20 protein-coding genes are annotated in these 19,445 nt (G+C 59.3%); 9 read left to right on the top strand and 11 right to left on the bottom strand.

Annotation, left to right across the window (positions count from 1 at the left end; all coding sequences use genetic code 11):
* Positions 1-94: 94 nt before the first annotated feature.
* Positions 95-955, top strand: coding sequence for a helix-turn-helix domain-containing protein (locus KQ933_RS28565; RefSeq protein WP_253958357.1), 861 nt, complete (start codon positions 95-97; stop codon positions 953-955).
* Between the two features lie 233 nt (positions 956-1,188).
* Here the strand turns inward: KQ933_RS28565 and KQ933_RS28560 are convergent, their stop codons facing one another.
* From KQ933_RS28560 to KQ933_RS28530, 7 genes are all read right to left on the bottom strand, one after another.
* Positions 1,189-1,494 carry a hypothetical protein gene (locus KQ933_RS28560; protein ID WP_183734098.1) on the bottom strand — a complete coding sequence of 102 codons (306 nt, stop codon included), beginning with the start codon at positions 1,492-1,494 and terminating at the stop codon, positions 1,189-1,191.
* Between the two features lie 469 nt (positions 1,495-1,963).
* Positions 1,964-2,908 (bottom strand): ROK family protein, encoded by a 945-nt coding sequence (locus KQ933_RS28555; protein WP_216759358.1) that lies wholly within the window; start codon positions 2,906-2,908, stop codon positions 1,964-1,966.
* Positions 2,905-3,627 (bottom strand): ribulose-phosphate 3-epimerase, encoded by a 723-nt coding sequence (locus tag KQ933_RS28550; protein WP_216759357.1) that lies wholly within the window; start codon positions 3,625-3,627, stop codon positions 2,905-2,907. The genes KQ933_RS28555 and KQ933_RS28550 overlap by 4 nt, the downstream gene beginning before the upstream one ends.
* Positions 3,624-4,457, bottom strand: coding sequence for an alpha/beta fold hydrolase (locus KQ933_RS28545; RefSeq protein WP_216759356.1), 834 nt, complete (start codon positions 4,455-4,457; stop codon positions 3,624-3,626). The genes KQ933_RS28550 and KQ933_RS28545 overlap by 4 nt, the downstream gene beginning before the upstream one ends.
* On the bottom strand, positions 4,454-5,275 hold the full coding sequence (locus KQ933_RS28540; protein ID WP_216759355.1) for a sugar phosphate isomerase/epimerase: 822 nt from the start codon (positions 5,273-5,275) through the stop codon (positions 4,454-4,456). The genes KQ933_RS28545 and KQ933_RS28540 overlap by 4 nt, the downstream gene beginning before the upstream one ends.
* Complete coding sequence (locus KQ933_RS28535; RefSeq protein ID WP_216759354.1) at positions 5,275-6,351, bottom strand: Gfo/Idh/MocA family protein; 1,077 nt, start codon at positions 6,349-6,351, stop codon at positions 5,275-5,277. Before KQ933_RS28535 ends, KQ933_RS28540 begins: the two co-directional genes overlap by 1 nt.
* Before the next feature lie 9 nt (positions 6,352-6,360).
* Positions 6,361-7,182, bottom strand: a complete 822-nt coding sequence (locus KQ933_RS28530) for a sugar phosphate isomerase/epimerase (protein WP_216759353.1) — start codon at positions 7,180-7,182, stop codon at positions 6,361-6,363.
* A gap of 252 nt (positions 7,183-7,434) precedes the next feature.
* On the opposite strand from KQ933_RS28530, the gene KQ933_RS28525 reads away from it, so the two are divergent.
* Both KQ933_RS28525 and KQ933_RS28520 read left to right on the top strand, forming a co-directional pair.
* Complete coding sequence (locus KQ933_RS28525) at positions 7,435-8,583, top strand: Gfo/Idh/MocA family protein (protein WP_216759352.1); 1,149 nt, start codon at positions 7,435-7,437, stop codon at positions 8,581-8,583.
* A 9-nt stretch (positions 8,584-8,592) separates the two neighbouring features.
* Positions 8,593-9,546, top strand: a complete 954-nt coding sequence (locus KQ933_RS28520) for an alpha/beta hydrolase (protein ID WP_216759351.1) — start codon at positions 8,593-8,595, stop codon at positions 9,544-9,546.
* On the opposite strand, the gene KQ933_RS28515 is transcribed toward KQ933_RS28520, so the two are convergent.
* Both KQ933_RS28515 and KQ933_RS28510 read right to left on the bottom strand, forming a co-directional pair.
* Positions 9,534-10,568 (bottom strand): LacI family DNA-binding transcriptional regulator, encoded by a 1,035-nt coding sequence (locus KQ933_RS28515; protein WP_216759350.1) that lies wholly within the window; start codon positions 10,566-10,568, stop codon positions 9,534-9,536. The genes KQ933_RS28520 and KQ933_RS28515 overlap by 13 nt on opposite strands.
* 156 nt (positions 10,569-10,724) lie before the next feature.
* Entirely contained in the window at positions 10,725-11,486 is a 762-nt protein-coding gene (locus KQ933_RS28510) for a DeoR/GlpR family DNA-binding transcription regulator (protein ID WP_112542647.1), read from the bottom strand.
* 226 nt (positions 11,487-11,712) lie between these two features.
* Here KQ933_RS28510 and KQ933_RS28505 point away from each other — a divergent pair, with 226 nt between their 5' ends.
* From KQ933_RS28505 to KQ933_RS28480, 6 genes are all read left to right on the top strand, one after another.
* Positions 11,713-12,513 carry a class I fructose-bisphosphate aldolase gene (locus KQ933_RS28505; RefSeq protein WP_216759349.1) on the top strand — a complete coding sequence of 267 codons (801 nt, stop codon included), beginning with the start codon at positions 11,713-11,715 and terminating at the stop codon, positions 12,511-12,513.
* A gap of 3 nt (positions 12,514-12,516) precedes the next feature.
* Positions 12,517-13,455, top strand: a complete 939-nt coding sequence (locus tag KQ933_RS28500; RefSeq protein ID WP_216759348.1) for a PfkB family carbohydrate kinase — start codon at positions 12,517-12,519, stop codon at positions 13,453-13,455.
* Between the two features lie 131 nt (positions 13,456-13,586).
* The gene (locus KQ933_RS28495; RefSeq protein ID WP_216759347.1) at positions 13,587-14,732 is read left to right on the top strand and encodes an ABC transporter ATP-binding protein; all 1,146 of its coding nucleotides are present in this window, start codon (positions 13,587-13,589) and stop codon (positions 14,730-14,732) included.
* A 570-nt stretch (positions 14,733-15,302) separates the two neighbouring features.
* The gene (locus KQ933_RS28490; RefSeq protein WP_216759346.1) at positions 15,303-16,556 is read left to right on the top strand and encodes a sugar ABC transporter substrate-binding protein; all 1,254 of its coding nucleotides are present in this window, start codon (positions 15,303-15,305) and stop codon (positions 16,554-16,556) included.
* Positions 16,557-16,675: 119 nt separating this feature from the next.
* Positions 16,676-17,593: a carbohydrate ABC transporter permease gene (locus tag KQ933_RS28485; protein WP_216760846.1), complete on the top strand. Its 918-nt coding sequence runs from the start codon at positions 16,676-16,678 to the stop codon at positions 17,591-17,593.
* 6 nt (positions 17,594-17,599) lie between these two features.
* Complete coding sequence (locus KQ933_RS28480) at positions 17,600-18,445, top strand: carbohydrate ABC transporter permease (protein ID WP_216759345.1); 846 nt, start codon at positions 17,600-17,602, stop codon at positions 18,443-18,445.
* 145 nt (positions 18,446-18,590) lie between these two features.
* Here KQ933_RS28480 and KQ933_RS28475 read toward each other — a convergent pair whose 3' ends face one another.
* Together KQ933_RS28475 and KQ933_RS28470 are read right to left on the bottom strand one after the other, a co-directional pair.
* A complete protein-coding gene (locus KQ933_RS28475; RefSeq protein WP_216759344.1) occupies positions 18,591-18,815 on the bottom strand; it encodes a DUF1028 domain-containing protein in 225 nt (74 codons plus the stop codon).
* A 12-nt stretch (positions 18,816-18,827) separates the two neighbouring features.
* Entirely contained in the window at positions 18,828-19,439 is a 612-nt protein-coding gene (locus tag KQ933_RS28470) for a YceI family protein (RefSeq protein ID WP_216759343.1), read from the bottom strand.
* Positions 19,440-19,445: the final 6 nt, after the last annotated feature.

Genomic DNA, 19,445 nt, shown 5'->3' with positions numbered 1-19,445 from the left:
CGTCGCACGCTATGCGCCGGATTTGTGATCACTTGAGCCCGAAACGCTCACCCGCGGTATTTTTTCTTGCCGCGCCTTCTCATACATTGCGCTCATGAACATGATGATACGCGACCGACGTTCCGAGCTTTCTCGCCGCCTGCTCGATCGGCTCCGCCCCATGGTGGCGGGAAAGCTCGATGTGGGAATGCATCCTTATGGCGAGCAGCTTTTCGCCTATTGCTGCTTCGACCGCGAACGGGTGGCGGCTCTTCGGCTTGATTGTCCCATGATCTGCGTCGTGCTTTATGGCCAAAAGGACGTGTGGCTTGGCGATCGCACCCGGTCCTTCCCGGCCGGCTCGCTCTTCGTGTTGCCCGGTGGTGTGCCGATGGACGTCGTCAACATTCCAGACGATAAAACGGGCGTCTACGCAGCGTTGCGGCTCGACGTGCCGCTTCTGCCGGAGGGCATCCCACCGCTGTCCGTTGCGGAGCGCGCCCATAGTGCCGTCGATCTCGACGCCGTGCCGCTGAGCATCGATCTCGTCGAGACGATTGGCCACGCTGCATCCACGATCGCTGACGTCAGCGTCGGCGAAACGATCAAACGGCTCAGGCTGACGGAGGTTCTGGCGCTGTTGCGGCCACTTGCCGAGGCACGACCACTCTTTAGACAAAGCCTGTCGGACGACATCGCCTGGCTGATCGCAACGGCCCCTTCGCAGGCTTGGAACGTTCATGATGTCGCAGGAAAACTCGGAATTGGAGCGTCCACCCTGCGACGTCGATTGGCCGCAGACGGCACCTCCTTCCGTGCAATCTTGCGGCGCGAGCGTCTGAAGGCTGCGCAACATGCAATCACATCCGGCGCGACGGCAATTGCCGCCGCCGAGGCTGCGGGCTACGTGTCGCGCTCGCACTTCTCGCGCCGGTTTCGCGAGAGCTTTGGAACCAGCCCAACAGGGCGGGCATAGCATCCAAAGTCTGTAAACTGCGCAGCCGTCTTGGGAGCCGCGCCGTGCAAGGTGGACGGAGCCTTGAGCCCTGCAGCGCCTCGTGCGAACACGAACGCTGATGTCGCTACCGATCACTGGCCTCTTCGGTCCAAACGGGCAGATTTCTGGATCGACTTCTGACTACGGCGAACGTCATCGTCACCTTCAGCGGTCTTCGCGGAGGCAGGAACCATTGTCATGCGGGGCGATCTCTAAATCCCTGACCCGTCGAGGTTCTGGTCGTCATCGCCTTCCCAGGGTGAGGGCATTGAGGTGCGATTGAGGTTGGCCGACGGCATGGGCATCCAACACTTCAATTCCGGCTCGGCATATTCGATGACCTGTCCGGGCGAGGAATCCGATGCGCGCCAGCCTTCTCCAGCAAATTGATCGCCTTTCGACCAATACGCGAGGTCAACTTCTGCCGGCCCCTGTTCGGATGGGCGTATCGTGACGAGGATTCGACTGCCGTCTTTTGGTGCGCTTGCCATATGGCGCCAACTGTCCGACTCGCCCATCGTTTTTCCTCCTGCCTTGCCACAGGTTGCGAATGTCGCCTCGCCATCGGAAACGGTCAACTCAAACTTTAATAACGGTGTCTTCACGCGCAACGAAATCGTCTGGCGCACGCAGCCACGGGCAGGCAATAGGATGCTCGCCGACAGGCTGGGCGAGTTGCGTCCCTGTCCGGCATCGATTACGGCCATGTATTTGAGGAAGCGCGTTTCGGCATTGAAAGCGGTGACATTGCCCTGGACAATTGGAAGCCGGCTTTCGGGCGGGACGGTCAGCGCCGACCTTGGATATTCCCACATCTTCAAGAGCACCGCCGATTCCAACATGTGGGATCTGTTTTTCGTGAGCGCCTCGCTGCAGTTCTGAATGATCAGATCGGGCCAACGTTTCGAGGTTCGGCTGTGCTCACGCGCAAGGGCATGAGCAATCGCGAGTGTAATTCATGATGGGAAACTGCGGTTTCATTGCATGTTAAATTGAAAAAATCAGGCTTGCGGCGCCTATCAATCCAGCATGGCTCCCGAGTTGCGCCGGCACCACGGGCACGTCGCGATAAGCGGGCATCACTCGCTCGTGAATGGTAGTCTCAATCGCTCGCCGAAGGAGATCGTATCCGTGGGAAATTCCACCGCCCATGACGATCATGTCTGGCGAATAGAGATGGAGCAGATTGGTAAAGCCGATGCCCAGCCAACGGGCTTCCTGGTCCATCAGCGCGAGTGCCGTTTCGTCGCCGGCGCGCGCCGCCTCGACAACATGTCGACCGGTCACCTCGCCGTCGTGGGACAGCATTCGCAGCGCCGAGCCGTCGCCTGTTCTTGTAAGAGCCGTCGCACGCCGGCCGAGTGCCGTGCCTGACGCCACCGCCTCGAAGCAGCCCACCGCCCCGCAAAGGCATCGTTCGCTCTCGCTCGTAATGGTCATATGGCCGATTTCGCCTGCGAGCCCACGGCGCCCATGCACGATTCGGCCATCGGAGATCACCCCGCCGCCGATGCCGGTGGACACGGTGACGAATACCAGCGAGGCCGCGCCGCGGCCGGCGCCGAAACGCCATTCGCCGAGAGCGGCGGCGTTCGCATCGTTCTCCAGCCGCACCGGCAGGTTCAGGCGGTCCTCAAGAAGGCGCGCCAGGGGTACTTCACGCCAGCCCGAGAGGGTCGGTGGTGCGGTGAGAATGCCAGCGACCGGATCGAGCGGGCCGGGCGCTCCGATGCCAATGCCGAGCGGCTTGGCGTCGGGAACGTCCGAGCAGATTTTTTCCGCAAGCATCGCGATCTGCTCGATGACCGCATTCGGTCCATCCCTGGCGAGCGTTGGCACGGACGCGAAGGCCAGCAATTTGCCGCCGTCGCCAACCAATGCTGCGCGCAACTCCGTTCCACCCAGATCAAATGCAAGCGCAATCCTGCTCATCGGGGCTCAGTCTCCAGAGCATGCAGCCAGGCGATACGGCCCGGCAGATCCGTGTCACCGAACGCCAACGATCCGAGCACAACCGTCTCGGCGCCTGCTGCCCGCAACAGTGGGACCGTCTGTTCGCGGATGCCGCCATCTGCTGCAAGAACAATCTCCTGTTCGCGTCCGATACGCTTCATCAGCGACCGCGCCTCGCGCAGCCGGTCGCAAGCTTTATCCGAGAGGCTTTGTCCCTTGACGCCGATCGAGGTCCCGAGCAGCGTGAAGAAGGCGACATCTGCGAGGAACGGTTCTGCCTCGGCGACCGGAGTTTCCAGCCGCAGAACGACGCCGGCTTCGGCGCCGAGCTCCTTTGCGAGTGCCACGGCGCGCAGGCCGGCTTCGCCGTTCTCGGCATGGACGCTGATGAGATCGGCGCCCGCCTCGATGAACTGGCGTGTCTGCGCCTCGACGATCTCGGCCTCGACCATCAGATGCACATGAATTGGTTTTGCCGTCAGCTTGGCGATGCGGGCGACGAAATCGGGAAAAAACAGGAAGCCGGGCGTGAAGCGTGCATCGGCAACGTCGATATGGTGGAGATCGACATAGGGCTCGATGCGGTGAAGGTCGCGCTCCATATTGGCAAGATCTGCGGACCAGAGCGAAAACTCGCCGAGCAGTCTGTGCCGGGGTAATGCGGCGATGACGCCGCCCGGAAGAGTTTTCGATGTCATGGCTGAGCGATGCTCCGATGTTTGAATTCTGTGTCGAGGAATTGCAGGACGACCGCTCGGACAGCGGCGAAATGCGCTTGCGCACCCGCTGCCTTCGCAGGCACTTCGAGGAAATGCGCGTTTGGTAGTGTGTCAGCCATCACTTGTGCGACGGTGAGAGGGTGAATGGCATCCTGCCGGTTGCCGAGGACGAGAGCGGGAACAGCAAGTTTTGCCGCGTCCTCTTGCGAAACGCCCGTGCCATCCGAGGCGATGTCGTCAAGCACGTCGGCAAAGGCTAACGCATCCGGGCGTTCGAAATAGCCGAGCAGGGAAGCGAGATTGTCTGGCGCGTCCATCCGCAGACGTTCCGCCGTCGCCGATCTGGCAAAAAGTGTCTGGCCATCGGCACGCGAATGAGATCGAAGCAATGCCGCGATCTCGCGGATCGGCGCGAGATTGGCTGGGGCGCGGGCAAAAGACCAGGCCGGGCGGACCAGGATGAGGCCGGCAACGCGCTCGGGGTGCGTTTTTGCCAGATGAAGCGCGATGGCTGCGCCCATGGAGATACCGCCGGCGATGAAGCGGTCTACTCCCTTTTCGTCTGCTGCGGCGATGACGTCGGCAGCAAACATCGCAATCGAGAAGGGGCGTCTCGTGCCGAGCGTCGAGCTGCCATGCCCGCGGCACTCGGTCGTGATCCGCCGCCAGTCGAGCGCCTCGGGGATAACCTGTGCGACCTGTGCCTCATTGCCGCCGAGGCCGTGTTGAAAGAGCAAGGCTTTGCCTGTTCCGCAGTCGTAGACTGAAAGGTCGGCATCGTCTCGTCTGAAGGCGAGGCGCGTTTTCATCGGATCAGATCCGAAAGAAATCTGGCGACGGCGGGTGCTTCTTTTGCCGTAAGACCGTGCGTGACGAATGCACCGCTAAAACCGGTCGCGCGCAGGCCGTCGATGAAGGCGGGGAAATCGACGATGCCCTGACCCGCCGTCGCGAAGCGGCCATCGGCATAACGATCCTTCGCGTGGGCCATCGTCACGTACCCGGCCGAGATATCGATCGCCTTGGCGACGATGTCGGACACTTCGGCCGGTGTCGCCTGCTCGAAGAGGTTCGCTGGATCAAGCACGATGCGCAGGCGCCTCGAACCCATCTCTCCGATCAGCCTCACCGCATCGGCGGCGGAGGTGACGATATTTGCCTGTTCCGGCTCAATGCCGAGATCGATGTCGTGCCGCTCGGCAAGTTCCAGCGCTTTTTCCATTTCGGCAGCCATATCGGCCCAGGCGGACGGAAGCGCATTGTCCGGATGATACATCCATTGGTCCTGGGCATGGCGGCTGCCGGTGCAGAGCGTCACGAGCGGAATCTGCAAAGCCGCTGCCGTTTCGATCACCACGCCAAGCTGTTTGAGCCCTCTTTCCCGCACGAATTTGTCCGGATGGGCCATGTTATAGGTGCCTGAAAGTGCCGCGAGCGAAACGCCGGCCACTTCGGCTGCCGCCCGGATCGTTGTAATCGTTTCCGGCGCCACTGCATCCGGCATCGATGGCAGACCGACGCAGGCGAGATTGAACTGAGTCGTCGCAAATCCGCTGTTACGCACGGCCGAAAGCACTTGCCGGGGATCGGTGCCGGGGAAGGTCTTTGCAAAGATGCCAAGCTGCATCAGACCGATCCCGTGACGGTTGCGAGTTCGACACGTTCGCCCGTTTCGACCGAGCGGGCGATGGCGACCATGGCGCGGATGGAGGCGATGCCGTCCTCTATATCGGCGCCGCGCATCGGCGCGCCGTTCAGCACGGTATCGGCAAGCCCTTCCAACTGCCGGCGGAAGAAGTGCCCGTCGGCTCCGAGCGGCTTGCGGGTCGTTGCGTCTTTTTCGTGAAAGATCTCGACTTCACTCGCCCTGAAGTACCAGGGATTGAAGGTCTTGGCGATCACCGAACCATGTTCGCCATAGAGTTGAAAACCCTCATGCCAGTCCATGCGGACGGCGACCGTCAGATCGAGATGACCGAGCGCGCCATTGGCGAATTCGGTTTCCACGAACCAGCAATAGGTGCCGGCACGCTCGAGAAGGCGGGCTCGCACCGCGACGATCTCGCCACAAAGGAAACGGGCGGTATCGACGAGATGCGAGCCATGCGCCAGCATAAAATACTGGCGCAGGTCAGCCTTGGGATTTCCGGAGGGTTTTCTGGCGAATTTGCTGGTGATCGGCAGCGGCTGGACCGCATCGGTATTGGTGTAGCGGTGGGTGGAGTCGCAGTACCAGGCCTTCAGCGCGAAAATCTCGCCGATATCGTCACGGACGAAATCCCGGGCAGCCTCCAGCGCCGGGTCGAACCGCTTCATGTGACCGACCTGCAGCACCTTGCCGGAGCGCTTGACGGCGTCGGCGAGCGCCTGGCCTTCCTCGACCGTAACACCGGTGGGCTTCTCGCAGAGCACATGCTTTCCAGCATCGAGCGCTTTGATGGACATCGGTACGTGATAGGCATCGGACGTGGCGATGATGACGGCTTCGAGCTCGGGATCGGCGAGCATCGCGTCATAATCGGCGTACATCTTCTGAGGCTCGTATGTCGCGCCCATGCGCGCGAGCAGGTCAGGTGCTGCGTCGCAGATGGCGTAAAGGTCGGCATTCCCAGCCTTCACGCAGGATTCGAGATGGGCGAACTGTGCGATCGGGCCGCAGCCGAGCACACCCACACGCAGCCGTCGGTCTTCCTTACGGATCATATCTCTTCCTCAGGCGCCGTAGCGGCGCATCGTTTCGCGGTTCGTCCTGACGGCTGTCGCAGGGTCGGCAGCGGCCGTGTCTGATTCCTCTTCCAAGACCAGCCAGCCATTGAAGCGCGGCGCGGCAGCGACGATGTCGATCACGGCGGGCGTATCGCAGACTCCTTTGCCAAGCATGGCCCATTTGCCCTCTGCATCGACGTCCTTGAGGTGCAGATAGCGGATACGGTCCTGATAGGTTCGCAGCGTATCCAGAATATCGTCGTGGCCGCGCAGGATATGGCCGGTATCCGGCACCCAGCCGACGAGGTTCTTGTCGATAAGCGAGAAGATCCGGTCATAATCGGCACGGTCGAACAGCAGCGTATTGTGGTGCGAACTCGGATGCATAGCGATATCCACGCCGGAAGATCTGCCCAATTCGCCGGCCCGATTGTAGAACTCCGCGGCGATTTCGAATTTCGCTTCCCGAGGCCCTTCAGAGACAACCGTCGCCGAACCGATCGAAACGAGGGCGCCGGAAATGGCGGCCGCGAAATCGATCCAGCGTTGTGTGGTCCTGAGGTCATTCTCGATCTCTTGCCTGAGGGTGAAGCCGCTTTTGGATCCCATCGCAAAAGATACGAGCATCAGGCCATGTTTCTTCAGGCTCGCGGCGAAATGATCGGGATGATCCGCGTAGCGGCCGATCATCGTGTCGGTAATCTCGATGCCCGCATAGCCGCCCTCCGCAATGGCCTCCAGCAGATCGTCCGGGCCGCCATTCCAGTTTTTCCCGAGCATTTCCCAGGTGAATGTCTGGCAGCCGACTTTCAGGTTTTTGATACTCATGCCCATTCCTTGACTTCGTCTTGCGTAGGCCTTCGTTGATATGCCGCCGGACCCGCATGACTGCATTCTTGGCATGGCGGTGGAGTGGCGAACCTCCCCTGGCAAGCCGCATGTGACGTCGGATCGCTATTTCCGCATGGTTCATAAAAATTTATCGCGCGTCAACAAATAAAATGTTCTATAGCGGTTGTGGCGGCAGCGATGCCTGTCGATGATGGGCGAAACATCTGAAATTGGTGGGGAGGCCAATTCATGAGAGCATATCCGGGAACCAGGCTGGGCATCGGTGTCATCGGCTGTGGCAATATCTCGATGACCTATCTACGTAATGCCGCCCTGTTTGCCGGGGTCGAATTGAGGGCCTGTGCCGACATCTCATCCGACGTGTCGGCGCTGAGGGCGAAGGAATATGGCATCCGGGCAATGGAGGTCGATGCGCTCCTGGCAGACCCCGGGGTCGATCTTGTCCTGAACCTTACGATCCCTGCCGTCCATTTCGACGTGACGATGTCGGCGCTTTCCGCAGGCAAGCACGTCTTCACCGAAAAGCCGCTCGCGACGTCGGCCGCTGAGGGACGGAAGCTTGTGGCCGAGGCCAAAAGTCGCGATCTCTTGTTGGGTTCGGCTCCCGATACATTCCTCGGCGCCGCCGGCCGGCGGGCGCGAGGCCTGATGGATGCAGGTGCGATCGGCCGCCCGGTCAGCGGTACCGCCTTCATGTTCGGCCGCGGCATGGAGCATTGGCATCCCAATCCGCAATTCTATTATCAACCCGGTGGCGGGCCGATGTTCGACATGGGTCCCTATTATCTGACCATGCTGGTCAATCTGCTTGGCCCGGTGAAAAGCGTCATGGCGATGGCGACGAAAGGCCAGGAAGAACGGCTGATAACGGCTGATGGCCCCTTCAAGAACACGACGTTCAAAGTGGGTACGCCGACGAACGTGCTCTCGCTTCTCGAGTTCCAGTCGGGCGCGACGGTGAATTTCGGTACGTCGTGGGATGTCTTCCGGCATTCCAATCATCCGATCGAATTGCACGGCACGGAGGGTTCGTTGCGCCTGCCTGATCCCGATACATTCGGCGGAACGGTCTCGCTTTCCGAGCGCGGCGCGGAATGGAAGGATTTCGAGAGCGAATGCGAGCTGTATGGCGCCCTGAACTGGCCGTATAGCGCTCCCGACCGCGCCAACTATCGCATGCTGGGCGTTGCCGATCTCGTCCGCGCGCTTGGCGAGGGCAGGGCGCCGCGCGCCTCCGGCGATTTGGCGCTTCATGTTCTCGAGATCATGGAGGCGACCCTGGCATCCAGCGAGGCGAGGAGCGCGATTGCGATTGCGGGAACAGTCACGCAACCGCCGCTGCTTGGGGACGATGAAGCTCGCAGCCTGCTTGCTTGAGGTGAAGCGATGAAAGATCGATTGGATCCCGGCGCCGCGCATGTCCTGGCGCTCGGTCGCGCCGCAAACCAGCCGCCCTTTGAGCGGGGGACAGTAAACGAGGCCCGCGCTGCCTATGACTTGGGTTGCCCGACATTGCAGGGCGATCGTGAGCCGGTCGCGGCCATCGAGGACAAAACGATCGCTGGGACGGGTGGCCCGATCCGTGTCAGGATCTACCGAGGCGTGGGCGCTCCGACTAAGGATGCGCCGGCACTTCTCTATCTTCACGGCGGCGGCTGGGTCGTCGGTACGCTTGAATCCCATGACGAGATCTGCCGTTGGTTTGCAAATATCGGCGCCTGTATCGTATTTTGCCCGGATTACCGGCTGGCGCCCGAGCACAAGTTCCCGGCCGGACTGGAAGACTGCTTGTCGGCGCTAGCCTGTGTAGTGGAGCAGGCAAGCGCGCTCGGTATCGATCCAGAACGGATCGCGGTTGCGGGCGATAGTGCCGGCGGCAATCTGGCTGCTGTCCTATCGCTTCTCTCGCGCGATGGCGTTGCGCGGAAAATCTCGGCGCAACTTCTGCTCTATCCCAACACCGATGCCGGGCAGACGACCGACAGTTTTGTCAGGTTTTCGGAAGGATACGGTTTGACGGCCTCGACGATGCGCTGGTTCCGCGATCATTATGTCCGCGACGCGGCCGATATCGCTGATTGGCGCGTCTCTCCCCTGCGCGTCGGAAATGTCGCGGGTGTGCCGCCAGCCTTCGTCGCGATTGCGGGCCAGGATATCCTCGCAGACGAAGGCGAATCCTATGCCCGCCGGCTTGCCGAGGCGGGGGTCCCTGTAATCCTGCGGCGCTGGCAGGATCAGATCCATGGCTTCGTTTCCATGGGGCGGCACATTCCGGCGGCGCGGCGGGCGGTGGAAGAGGCGGTTGCCGGATGGCGCAGGCTCATCGATCACGCCGACTGACGCATCACCAATGTACCGTCGAGGATGATTTTTCGTGCAACGACCTGCGTGGTGTCATCGTCTTCGTCCAGCATCGAAAGCAGTGTGTCGACACTGCTGCGCGCCATGGCGGTGAAGTCTTGCGCCATCGTGGTCAACGGCGGGCAGGTATAGCGGCTGAGGGGGTGGTCGTCATGGGCGGCGATGCGCAGATCGCTGTCACTCCTGCGGCCGATGTGAAGGCCGCGCGAATGGGCGGCTGCCATCGTACCAAAGGCGAGGCGATCGTTCGCGCAGAGGATCGTCCTACCCGGAAGCGTACCAGCCGCGATCATTGCGTCGGTCTGCTCATATCCCATATGTTCGAAGTCCCAGCCGTAACTCTCGGTGTCGCCAAATACGACCGGTTCGAAACCGAGCGACCCCATCGTGGCGATATAGCTCGCCAGCCGCTCTCCGGAATTGTGATTGACATGCGGAATGTCGAAATATGCAGGCGGCTCGCCCGATCGGCAGAGATAGTCGACAATGGTCGCAACGCTTTGAGCGTTGTTATTGCCAATGAAGGGCGTGTCGCCTTCGATGAACGTATCGAAATAGACGATGGGAATGCTCTCCCGGAGTTTTTCGAAGATGCCAGGCTCAGAAGAAAGCCCCAGAGGCGCGATGATCGCGCCGGCAGCCTTCAAGGACAGAAGCGTGTTCACAGCCTCGGCTTCAAGATCTGGCAGGCCGTGGGACGAAATGACGATTGGCCAGTAACCTTCACCACGGACGAGCAATTCCAGACGGTTGACCATTTCGGCGTAGAATGGATCTGTGATGACGGGCACGAGAATGCCGATGTTCCGTGTCCTCTTGCGATTGAGGTTGCGCGCATAGAGATTAGGACGGTAATCCGATGCCGACAGCGCCTCCTCGATACGTTTACGCGTCACCGCCTTTACGCTGTTCGGGTCATCGAAATACCTCGAAAGCGTTGGACGGGAAACGCCACAGGACCGGGCGAAATCGTCCATGGTTTTGATCGTCATCTTGGCCATTGGCAATTCTGGTTGCACTGCGCCAAGGATCGTCTGTGTCAGCCGATATCGCAAAGGCGGTCAGTGTGAGGGCTTTCGAATTGCGTTGTAGCCTGACAATGTCGCATGCGCAAAATTTTTTGTTACGTGAAGCACAAACGGCAGCGTAGCCGCGCCCTACACGTAGCGCACTTCGACCCCCAGCTTGTCCAGCCGACTGCGAATCCCATGTGGCATACCGGTGTCGGTGATGATCAGATCGACACGTGAAAGCGAAAATGCCTTGGACGAGGCGCCAATATCCCACTTGCTGGAATCCGCCACGAGGATGACACGCCTCGCCATTCGGACCAGATTACGTTTTGTGCGCGCAATGTCCTCCGAGACATCGACGACATCGAATGCGTGATCGATGGCATGAGCACTGAGGAACGCCTGGTGGGCGACAAGGCCGCCCACGGCCTTGTCGGAATCAGAGACGATCGTGCTCACTGTACTGGGAAAGACCCGGCCGCCGATCATATGCACGTCCAGTCCCGGCCGATACATCAGATGCTGGGCGATGTTCATGGCGGTTGTGGCCACCACGACATTGTTGACCGGGGGCATTTGCATGGCGACCTGCAGCAGTGTCGAGCCGCTGTCGAACACCACGGACTGGTTGTCGATGATCTGGCGCGCCGCCATCTGCGCGATGCGTCGCTTGGCATCGAAATTGCGGTTCATCCGTTCTTCGAAGGCTGCCGCGGGCGAACTGGCCGGCAGTGCGATCGCGCCGCCATGTGTCTTGATGAGCTGCTTCTTGGCATCCAGAATTTCCAGGTCGGATCTGATGGTCACCTCGGAGACGCCGAAGTTTTCCGCCAGCTGCGTCGTGCGCGCTTGGCCGGTCCGCTGAAGTTCCAGCATGATCTGATGTCGCCGTTGTTCCGCAAGCATGTCTTACCTCGAATTCCTTTAGTGCCGGTACCGGAGCTTTCGAAAATCGAAAATACACGGCAACCATTGTGGTCAAAAGACGCGATGAAGGGCGGTATCAGCATATGTCCGGCCCACATTACAGCCATCTTAAATCAAAACGAAAGAAATCGAAATATTGAACATTCGTTTATTTTCGAGTTAGGGTCTCAGCGCGAAATCAAACTTGTAGAGGGACAGCATCGATATGGGCCTTGGAACCAAAATTCGCCTGTCACGGCTGTTTTCACATCCGTCGGGGCATTTGTTCGGTGGCGCGGTCGACCACTTCGTTGGTTATGGCAACGTCCGTGAGGGCGGCCTGGCGGATCTGCCGGGCGCTCTAAAGCGGGTGATGGCCGGAGAGCCGGACTATATCAGCATTCAGCCTGGTGCTGCGCGCCACTTGTGGCCCGCCTATGCCGGCAAGGCCGCGTTGGTCATTCAAGCCGGCTGTTTTACGCCGGACGACCGAATCCGTCAGTTGATCGCGACCCCTGAGGATGCCGTGCGCTACGGTGCCGATGCTCTGGCCGTTGCCATTCCGGTGCGCGGCAATACGGAAGGCGAATATATTCGCTGGCTCACCGATACCGTCAACGCCGCCGCTCGCTTTGAAATGCCGGTCGTTGCCCATGTCTATCCCCGCGACTATTCAAACGGCGGCAAGATCGTCTTCACCCCCGATGAAATCGCCTATGCCGTGCGGATCGGGTTTGAGACCGGCGTTGACGTGATCAAGGTCGGATACACCGGGGACTTCGATTCTTTTCGGGAAACCGTTGCCACTTGCCCGGTTCCCATCGTTATTGCCGGCGGTCCGAAAACGGAAGATCTGCTCGGTGCTCTGACGCAAACCTTCGATGCCTTGCGTGCGGGGGCAAAGGGTGCCGTGGTGGGGCGAAACCTTTGGGGGCACGGCGACACGACGATGGCGGCACGCGCCTTCAAGCTCGTCATTCACGGCGGTATGGCGCCGCAAGAGGCGCTCGCTGCGGCGGGCGGTTGACAGGTGGCACACAACCTTCAGGTTCTGGGCTTCGGGGCCTTGGCGATCGACGATATCATCTATGTTGACCGCCCACTGAGTGCCGGCAAGGGGAAAGTGACAAATCGTACCCAGGATCACGGCGGCAATGTCGCGACGGCCCTTGTCGCGGTCGCAAAGCTGGGGGGGCGGGCCGGTTTCATCGGTTGGCTGAGTGATCAGCCTCTCACCGATATCAGCGCCCGCGAGCTTGAACGGCACGGGGTCGATATATCCTTTGCGCCGCACCGTCCCGATGCCAAGCCAATACGGTCGGTGATCATGGTCGGGCCTGAAGGCGACAGGTTTATCGCCTATGACGACGACGTGCCGCACGGAACCTCGGAGTCGCTGGCCGACAGCATTCTTGCGCAGGCCCAGGTGCTTTTGATCGACGGTTATGCCACCCACGCCGATACGATCGTTGCGCGCGCCCGCAAGCTGGGCTTGGCAGTGGTGGCAGACATTGAATGGACGATCGGGCCGGCAACCGAACGATTGATGAGCCTGTCCAACCACTTGGTATTGCCATTGAAATTTGCGCAGGCCTATTCCTGCGAAACCGATCCGACGTCGATCCTGCGCAAGCTGTGGTCTGACGACCGTAGCGCAGTCGTTCTAACCGACGGTGAGCGAGGATCCTATATCAGGCAGACGGGAGACGCCGTTTTGTGGCACGTTCCGGCCTACGAGGTCAAAGCGGTCGACACGACGGGCGCCGGAGATTGCTTTCACGGCGCTTATGCCTTTGCGCTGACACGGGGAAAGCAGCCTGTCGATTGCGCCGTCTATGCAACTGCCGCAGCCGCGATCTCGGTGACTGGCCCCGGTGGCCGCATGGCCCTGCCGGATCAGAGCGCTTGTCTCGCATGGATGGTCAAGGAAAATGCGCCCGTGCCTAGAGCGATTGCGCCAGCAGACTGAGAGTTCATCACCGGTGTCCTGGACGATCGGCCTAGCGCTGCGCAGATGACGGTTTCGGTTCGATCTGAAGCGGTGCCGGGGAGGGGCTGTCCTGAGGATGGGATGGCGGTGACAATAAGGGAGGAAGTGCCGTGGCCGTTGTTGTATTGGACAAGATTTGCAAGACCTTTGGAACGAAATTCCACGCGATCAAGGATCTTAGCCTGACGATAAACGATGGTGAGTTCCTCATCCTCGTGGGCCCTTCGGGATGCGGAAAATCGACGGCATTGCGCATGATCGCAGGGCTGGAGGAGATCAGCAGCGGAACCCTGAGCATCGGCGGAGAGAATGTCGAGGACCTCGCGCCGAAGGACCGGGATATCGCGATGGTCTTTCAAAACTATGCGCTCTATCCGCATATGACAGTGTTCGACAACATTGCCTTTTCGATGAAGCTTGCGGGTAAGAGCAAGGACGAGCGCACGAAGCGGGTCCACGAAATAGCAAAGATCCTTCAATTGCATACGCTGCTCGACAGCAAACCGGCAGCGCTCTCCGGTGGCCAACGACAGCGGGTTGCCATGGGACGCGCAATGGTGCGGGAACCGGCGGCCTTTCTCATGGACGAGCCCCTGTCAAATCTCGACGCCAAGCTGCGCGTGCAAATGCGCGCCGAAATCGTCAGCCTGCAAAGGCAGCTCGGTGTGACGACGATCTATGTGACACATGATCAGACCGAAGCCTTGACCATGGGCGACCGGGTTGCGGTCTTGAAGGGCGGTGTCCTTCAGCAGGTCGACACGCCAAAGACATTGTATAGCCGGCCGGTCAACGCCTTCGTTGCGGGTTTCATCGGCTCGCCGTCCATGAATCTGTTCGAAGGCCGCTTGCAGAACGGCAGGATCGATCTGCCGAGCTTTTCCATACCGGTCGCGACAAGTGCATTTGAGCACTCTCCCGGTCTGGCGGCATTCGAGGGCCAAACGATCATTTTCGGCATTCGCCCGGAAGATCTTTACGACAGCGGTCTGGAATCGGGATCACGCTACCCGACGATACCGGCCCTTGTAAAATCGATCGAGGAATTGGGCTCTGAACTGATCGTTCATTTGAAGATCGACGCGGTGCGGATCGATTCCGGCGATCCCGATGCCGTCGAGGACTTGAGCGGTGCGGCAAACGCCGTAGCGAAGTTCGAAGCCGTCAGCCCGGTCCAGCCGGGCGCAATGATCAACCTGGCGATCGATACGTCCAAGTTGCACTTCTTCGACCCCCGGACGCATTTGGCAATTTAACCCGGAAACGCTCCAGGATGAACCGCGATAGCGGAGCTGGTCGGTGGCGATCGCAAGATCGCACGCTTGCTTCGTTGCTCGGACGTATTCGTCGCCAAGCTCCTTGCTTTTTGCGTAGCGGCTTGGCGCGCTCTCGTATCGAGATCGCAAGATCTCGCACCGTCTCGTAACCTTGTGACCGTGCAGCCATAGGCCAGGTTCCCCTGGTGCTCGTTGGTGCCTGAATGCAGCTTTAAAGCCGTATGTCGACGGCGAGCACGACGCAGCTTGGCCCCCCTTTTCGTCGCCCGCCAAGCCTTTCATTTGTTTTCCTTTGGGCGCCGCAGCTTTCATTTGTTTACGAAAGTAAAGAAAAAATGAGACACGAGAAAATGTCTTAGAAAGAAAAAACATCTCAAAGTCTGAGGTTAAAATCCAATTTAATCAATAGCTTATCTTAATTTTTCTTGCTCCTGCAGCCTTCTTGCTTTTACCGATTGCAGTTCTTCATTGACAGCCAGACCCCTAAGGGAACCTACTTTGGTCTCGATCGGGAGGATCGAGTGAAATATCGTTTTCAGGGAGGGAAACATGAACGTCAGAAGATTTATCGTGGCGGCTCAATCGGCTGTAGCCGCCTGGGCACTATGCGCCACCTGCGCCTTTGCCCAGACCAATCTCGAGTTTATCCAATGGTGGGAGCCAGAAATGCCCGCCGGTGCTCTGAGAGGCATCATGGACGACTTTGAAGCCAAAAACCCCGGCATCAAGGTGACGCTCGTCAGCGGTCCCTATTCTGCCACCCATGATCAGATCGTCGTTGGTGCGGCGTCCGGGACACTCAGCGACGTCGTCGGCCTCGACGGCGCATGGGTGAACGGCTTGGCAAAGCAGGGTGCAATCGCCTCGATGGACAGCCTGATGGCTGATGCCAAATATGATCAGAGCCAGATCGCCGACATCATCAAGGTCAACGGGCAAAGCGTCATGTTCCCGCTTGCCTCGTTCGTCTATCCGGTTTTCGTCAACCTCGATCTGGCAAAGGCCGCCGGCGTCGAAAAGATGCCGACGAACCGCACGGAGTTCGCCGCTGCCGCAAAGAAGATGACCAATGCGGACAAGAACCAATATGGTTGGGTGCTGCCGCTGTCGCTGCAAAATCCCGGCGGCATCCAGAATGACGTGATGTCCTGGGTCTGGGCATCTGGAGCATCCATGCTGAAGGATGGCAAGCCCGATCTGGAAAATGCCTCCGTCGTCGGCACACTTGAATACATCAAGTCGCTGCAGGACGCCGGCGTCATCTCGCCCGGTATTTTTGCCAAGAAGGAGCAGGACAAGGTCGAAGAATTCGTCAACGGGCGTGTCGGCATGATGATCGACTCGTTGGCTCACATCAATCTCATCCGCCAGCGAAACCCTGATCTGAAGTTCGGCATCTCCGCCCTTCCGGCCATCGACGGCTATACCGGCAAGCGCGGGCTGCCCTATGCTTCCTGGGGTATCGGCATCAGCGACAAAAGCGAGCACAAGGCGGAAGCCTGGAAACTCGTCGAATATCTGATGAGCCCGGAAGTGAACAGCCGCCTCGTGTCGATCGCCAACGCCTTCCCGGGCAATATCCACGCCAAACCCGATTTCTCCAAGTCGGACCCGCTGTTTGAAGAAGCCTTCAAGATATTCCAAAGCGGGAAGCTGGCCAACGAATTCGTCGGATTGCCGGTGGCCGAAGATCTCATGCGCCAGATGAACGTCGAAGTTCAAAAAATGTTCGACGGTCAGCAGACCGCAAAGGACGCGGCTGCCAATACGCAGAAGCAATGGTTGGTCGAATTTAGCAAGTAGTCTCCCAAGACGGTGGCGGCAGCGTGACAGACTTTTGTCACGCTGCCGCCGCATCGCGACGAAGCAATGCGTTACGACCAGGGAGAAAATTACCTCTCATGAGCCTCGCCACAGAAACCATGATCCGGACGCAATCAAAAACGCGCAAGCACGGCCTACTCTCTTACAAAGTAAGAAAGAGGCTGGTTCCCTACTTTTATGTTGCCCCAGCGACGTTTTTATTCTGCCTCCTGATGCTGTTTCCCATGATCACCGTTCTGCGCTATTCGCTGATGGACGGAGCGATCACGAAAAAGGACGCGTCCTTCGTCGGATTGCAGAACTATGTGACGATCTTCAGAGATCCGGTTTTCTGGCAGTCGGTCGGGCAGACCCTCTACTTCACGGTGATGAGCGTCATCTTCCATCTGCTGATCGGTCTGGCCTTCGCCCTTTTGCTCAACAGCCAGCGTGTCGATCCGCTGATCAGAAGCATTCTGCGGGTTCTCTACATTTTGCCGTGGCTCTTCACAGCTGTCATCATCGCCATCATCTGGCGGCTGCTGCTGGATCCCAACGGCGTCGTCAACAGTATCCTGATGACGCTGCATATCATCGACTTCAAGGTCGAGTGGTTCTCTTCGACGAAAACCGCGCTGCATGCGCTGACCTTTGCGAATATCTGGGCAGGATACCCGCTCTACATGGTCAGCCTTCTCGCTGGTCTTCAGGGCATCCCCAAGGATCTCTATGAGGCCGCCGGCATCGACGGTGCCAATGAGTTCCAGAAATTCCGCTACATCACCATCCCGCAACTGATGCCGATCATCATCAGTATCGCCTTGCTTGATTTCATCTGGACAATGCAGGTCTTCCCCCTCGTGTGGATGACGACGGGAGGCGGTCCGATCTATGCGACCGAGGTACTCAGCACCTACACCTACAAACTGGCGTTTTCGAGTTACGAATTTTCGCGCGCGTCGGCGAGTGCAATCTTCATTCTGATCATCTCGATGGGCGCCACATATTTCTACATCAAACATCAGAAGGCCAGGTAACCGGCAATGGCAAAACGCTCTCTCAGTCGCACCATCGTACCGACCCTGCTGACATATCTCGGGCTGGCGGTCGGGCTGGTCTTCGCGGGCTTTCCGATCCTGTGGATGTTCTTCACGTCCTTGAAGTCGAACACCGAGATCTTTGCCCTCCCGCCGCGGCTGCTGCCCGACCGTTTCACCAGCGTCGCCTATCTTGCGATCTTCAACGACCCAACGAAGGTTCGCTTCTTTCTCAACAGTTATCTCGTCGCAGGAGTGGTAACGGTTCTGACCGTGCTGATCGCCATCCTGACGGCCTATGCTTTCAGCCGGTATTCATTCCGGCTCAAGAAAACGCTGAATGTGTTCATCATCAGCACGCAGACCGTGCCGCCGATCACGCTTTTGATCCCCTATTTCGGCATGGTCGTCGCATTCGGTATCTTCAACACCTATTTTGCGCTGATTTTGACCTACATGGTCTTCACCTTGCCTTATGCAATTCTTCTCATGACCGGCTATCTCAATACCCTGCCAAGGGAGCTCGATGAGGCAGTGCTTGTCGATGGCGGGTCAAGCTGGACGGCGCTGTGGCGTGTGATCATCCCCTTGTCGGTGCCTGGCATCGTGGCGACTGCCGTCTATACGTTTCTGTTGGCATGGAACGAATTCCTCTTTGCCCTGACTTTGACGAAGTCGATGGACATGCGGACTGTTCCCATCGGCATCGAATTGCTCATGGGCCAACATGCGTTTGAGTGGAACCAGATGATGGCGATGAGCGTGCTTGGATCGCTCCCACTTCTGGTCCTGTATCTGATTGCGCAACGCTACTTTCTCGCGGGAATGGCCGCCGGATCGGTGAAGAGCTGAAAACGAACCATTCTCCGGCCTGGTCCAAGGCTCAGTCGAGAGACTGATGAACTGTGAGCTAAGGTGATGTCACGTCGTCTTTATCCCTTCGATCGTTAAGCCGCAGACGACGTGACACCACCCAGCAAGCCACCGGCCTTGATCCTCATTCGTCGCCTGGGATGCCATAGGACGGCGCTGCCGAAGGGGCCAGCGCGCGGGTGACACAGGCGCTCGCCTGTGGCTGACAGCTTTCCCAAGCGCGTCCAACAGCAGCCACCGGGCAGCCATCGTCCAGCCAGTCGACCCGCAGTTCCGCATAGGGCCAGCTTTGGCTGTCGACCACAACCAGGCCGCCGGGATTGAGACACATGTCTCGCCGGATCTGCATCTCATTTCGTTTCTACTGGAATGAGTAATCAGCGGGCACCATCTGCGTTTCTATGGCGAAGGTGACGACGTCACCAAGTTCGGGTATTGCGAAATCCATTCCCCATTGGCTGCGGCGGATCCTGCCGGTCGCCGAGAAACCGATCTTCGGGACGCCCATCATCGGGTGCTCGGCCATTGAACCGTTGAACGTGACGTCGAGCGTTGCCGGGTGCGTCTCACCGCGGAAGGAGAGGAGGCCTTCGACGGTGCCGGTCTTCTCGCCCGTCACGTGGATCGTCTTGGAGACGAAGGTGATCGGCTTGGCTGCCAGGAAGGCCTCCCCGCTGCCGATTTCCGCATCGAAGTCGACCTTTTTCGGCCAGGGATAGTCGGTGCGGACCGAGAGCGGATCGATTGTAACGGAGAGCGTGGAGGTTTCCGGCTTTTCCGGCTTCCAGTCGAGCCGCGCATCGACTTTGGTGAAGCGCGCGGTGTAGCGCGACAGGCCGGAGTGGTTGAACGACCAGCTGAAGCTCGAATGCGAGGGGTCGGTCTTATAGGCCCCGCCCGGCGCCGGATCGGTGGCAAGGGCGGGGATCGTGCTCAAGGCAAGAGCAAGGGCGAATACAGTTATGCGAAGCATGGAGTT

The sequence above is a fragment of the Rhizobium sp. WYJ-E13 genome (assembly GCF_018987265.1).
In the GTDB taxonomy this organism is placed as follows: Bacteria; Pseudomonadota; Alphaproteobacteria; order Rhizobiales; family Rhizobiaceae; genus Rhizobium.
This window is presented reverse-complemented; position numbering and strand designations above follow the sequence as displayed.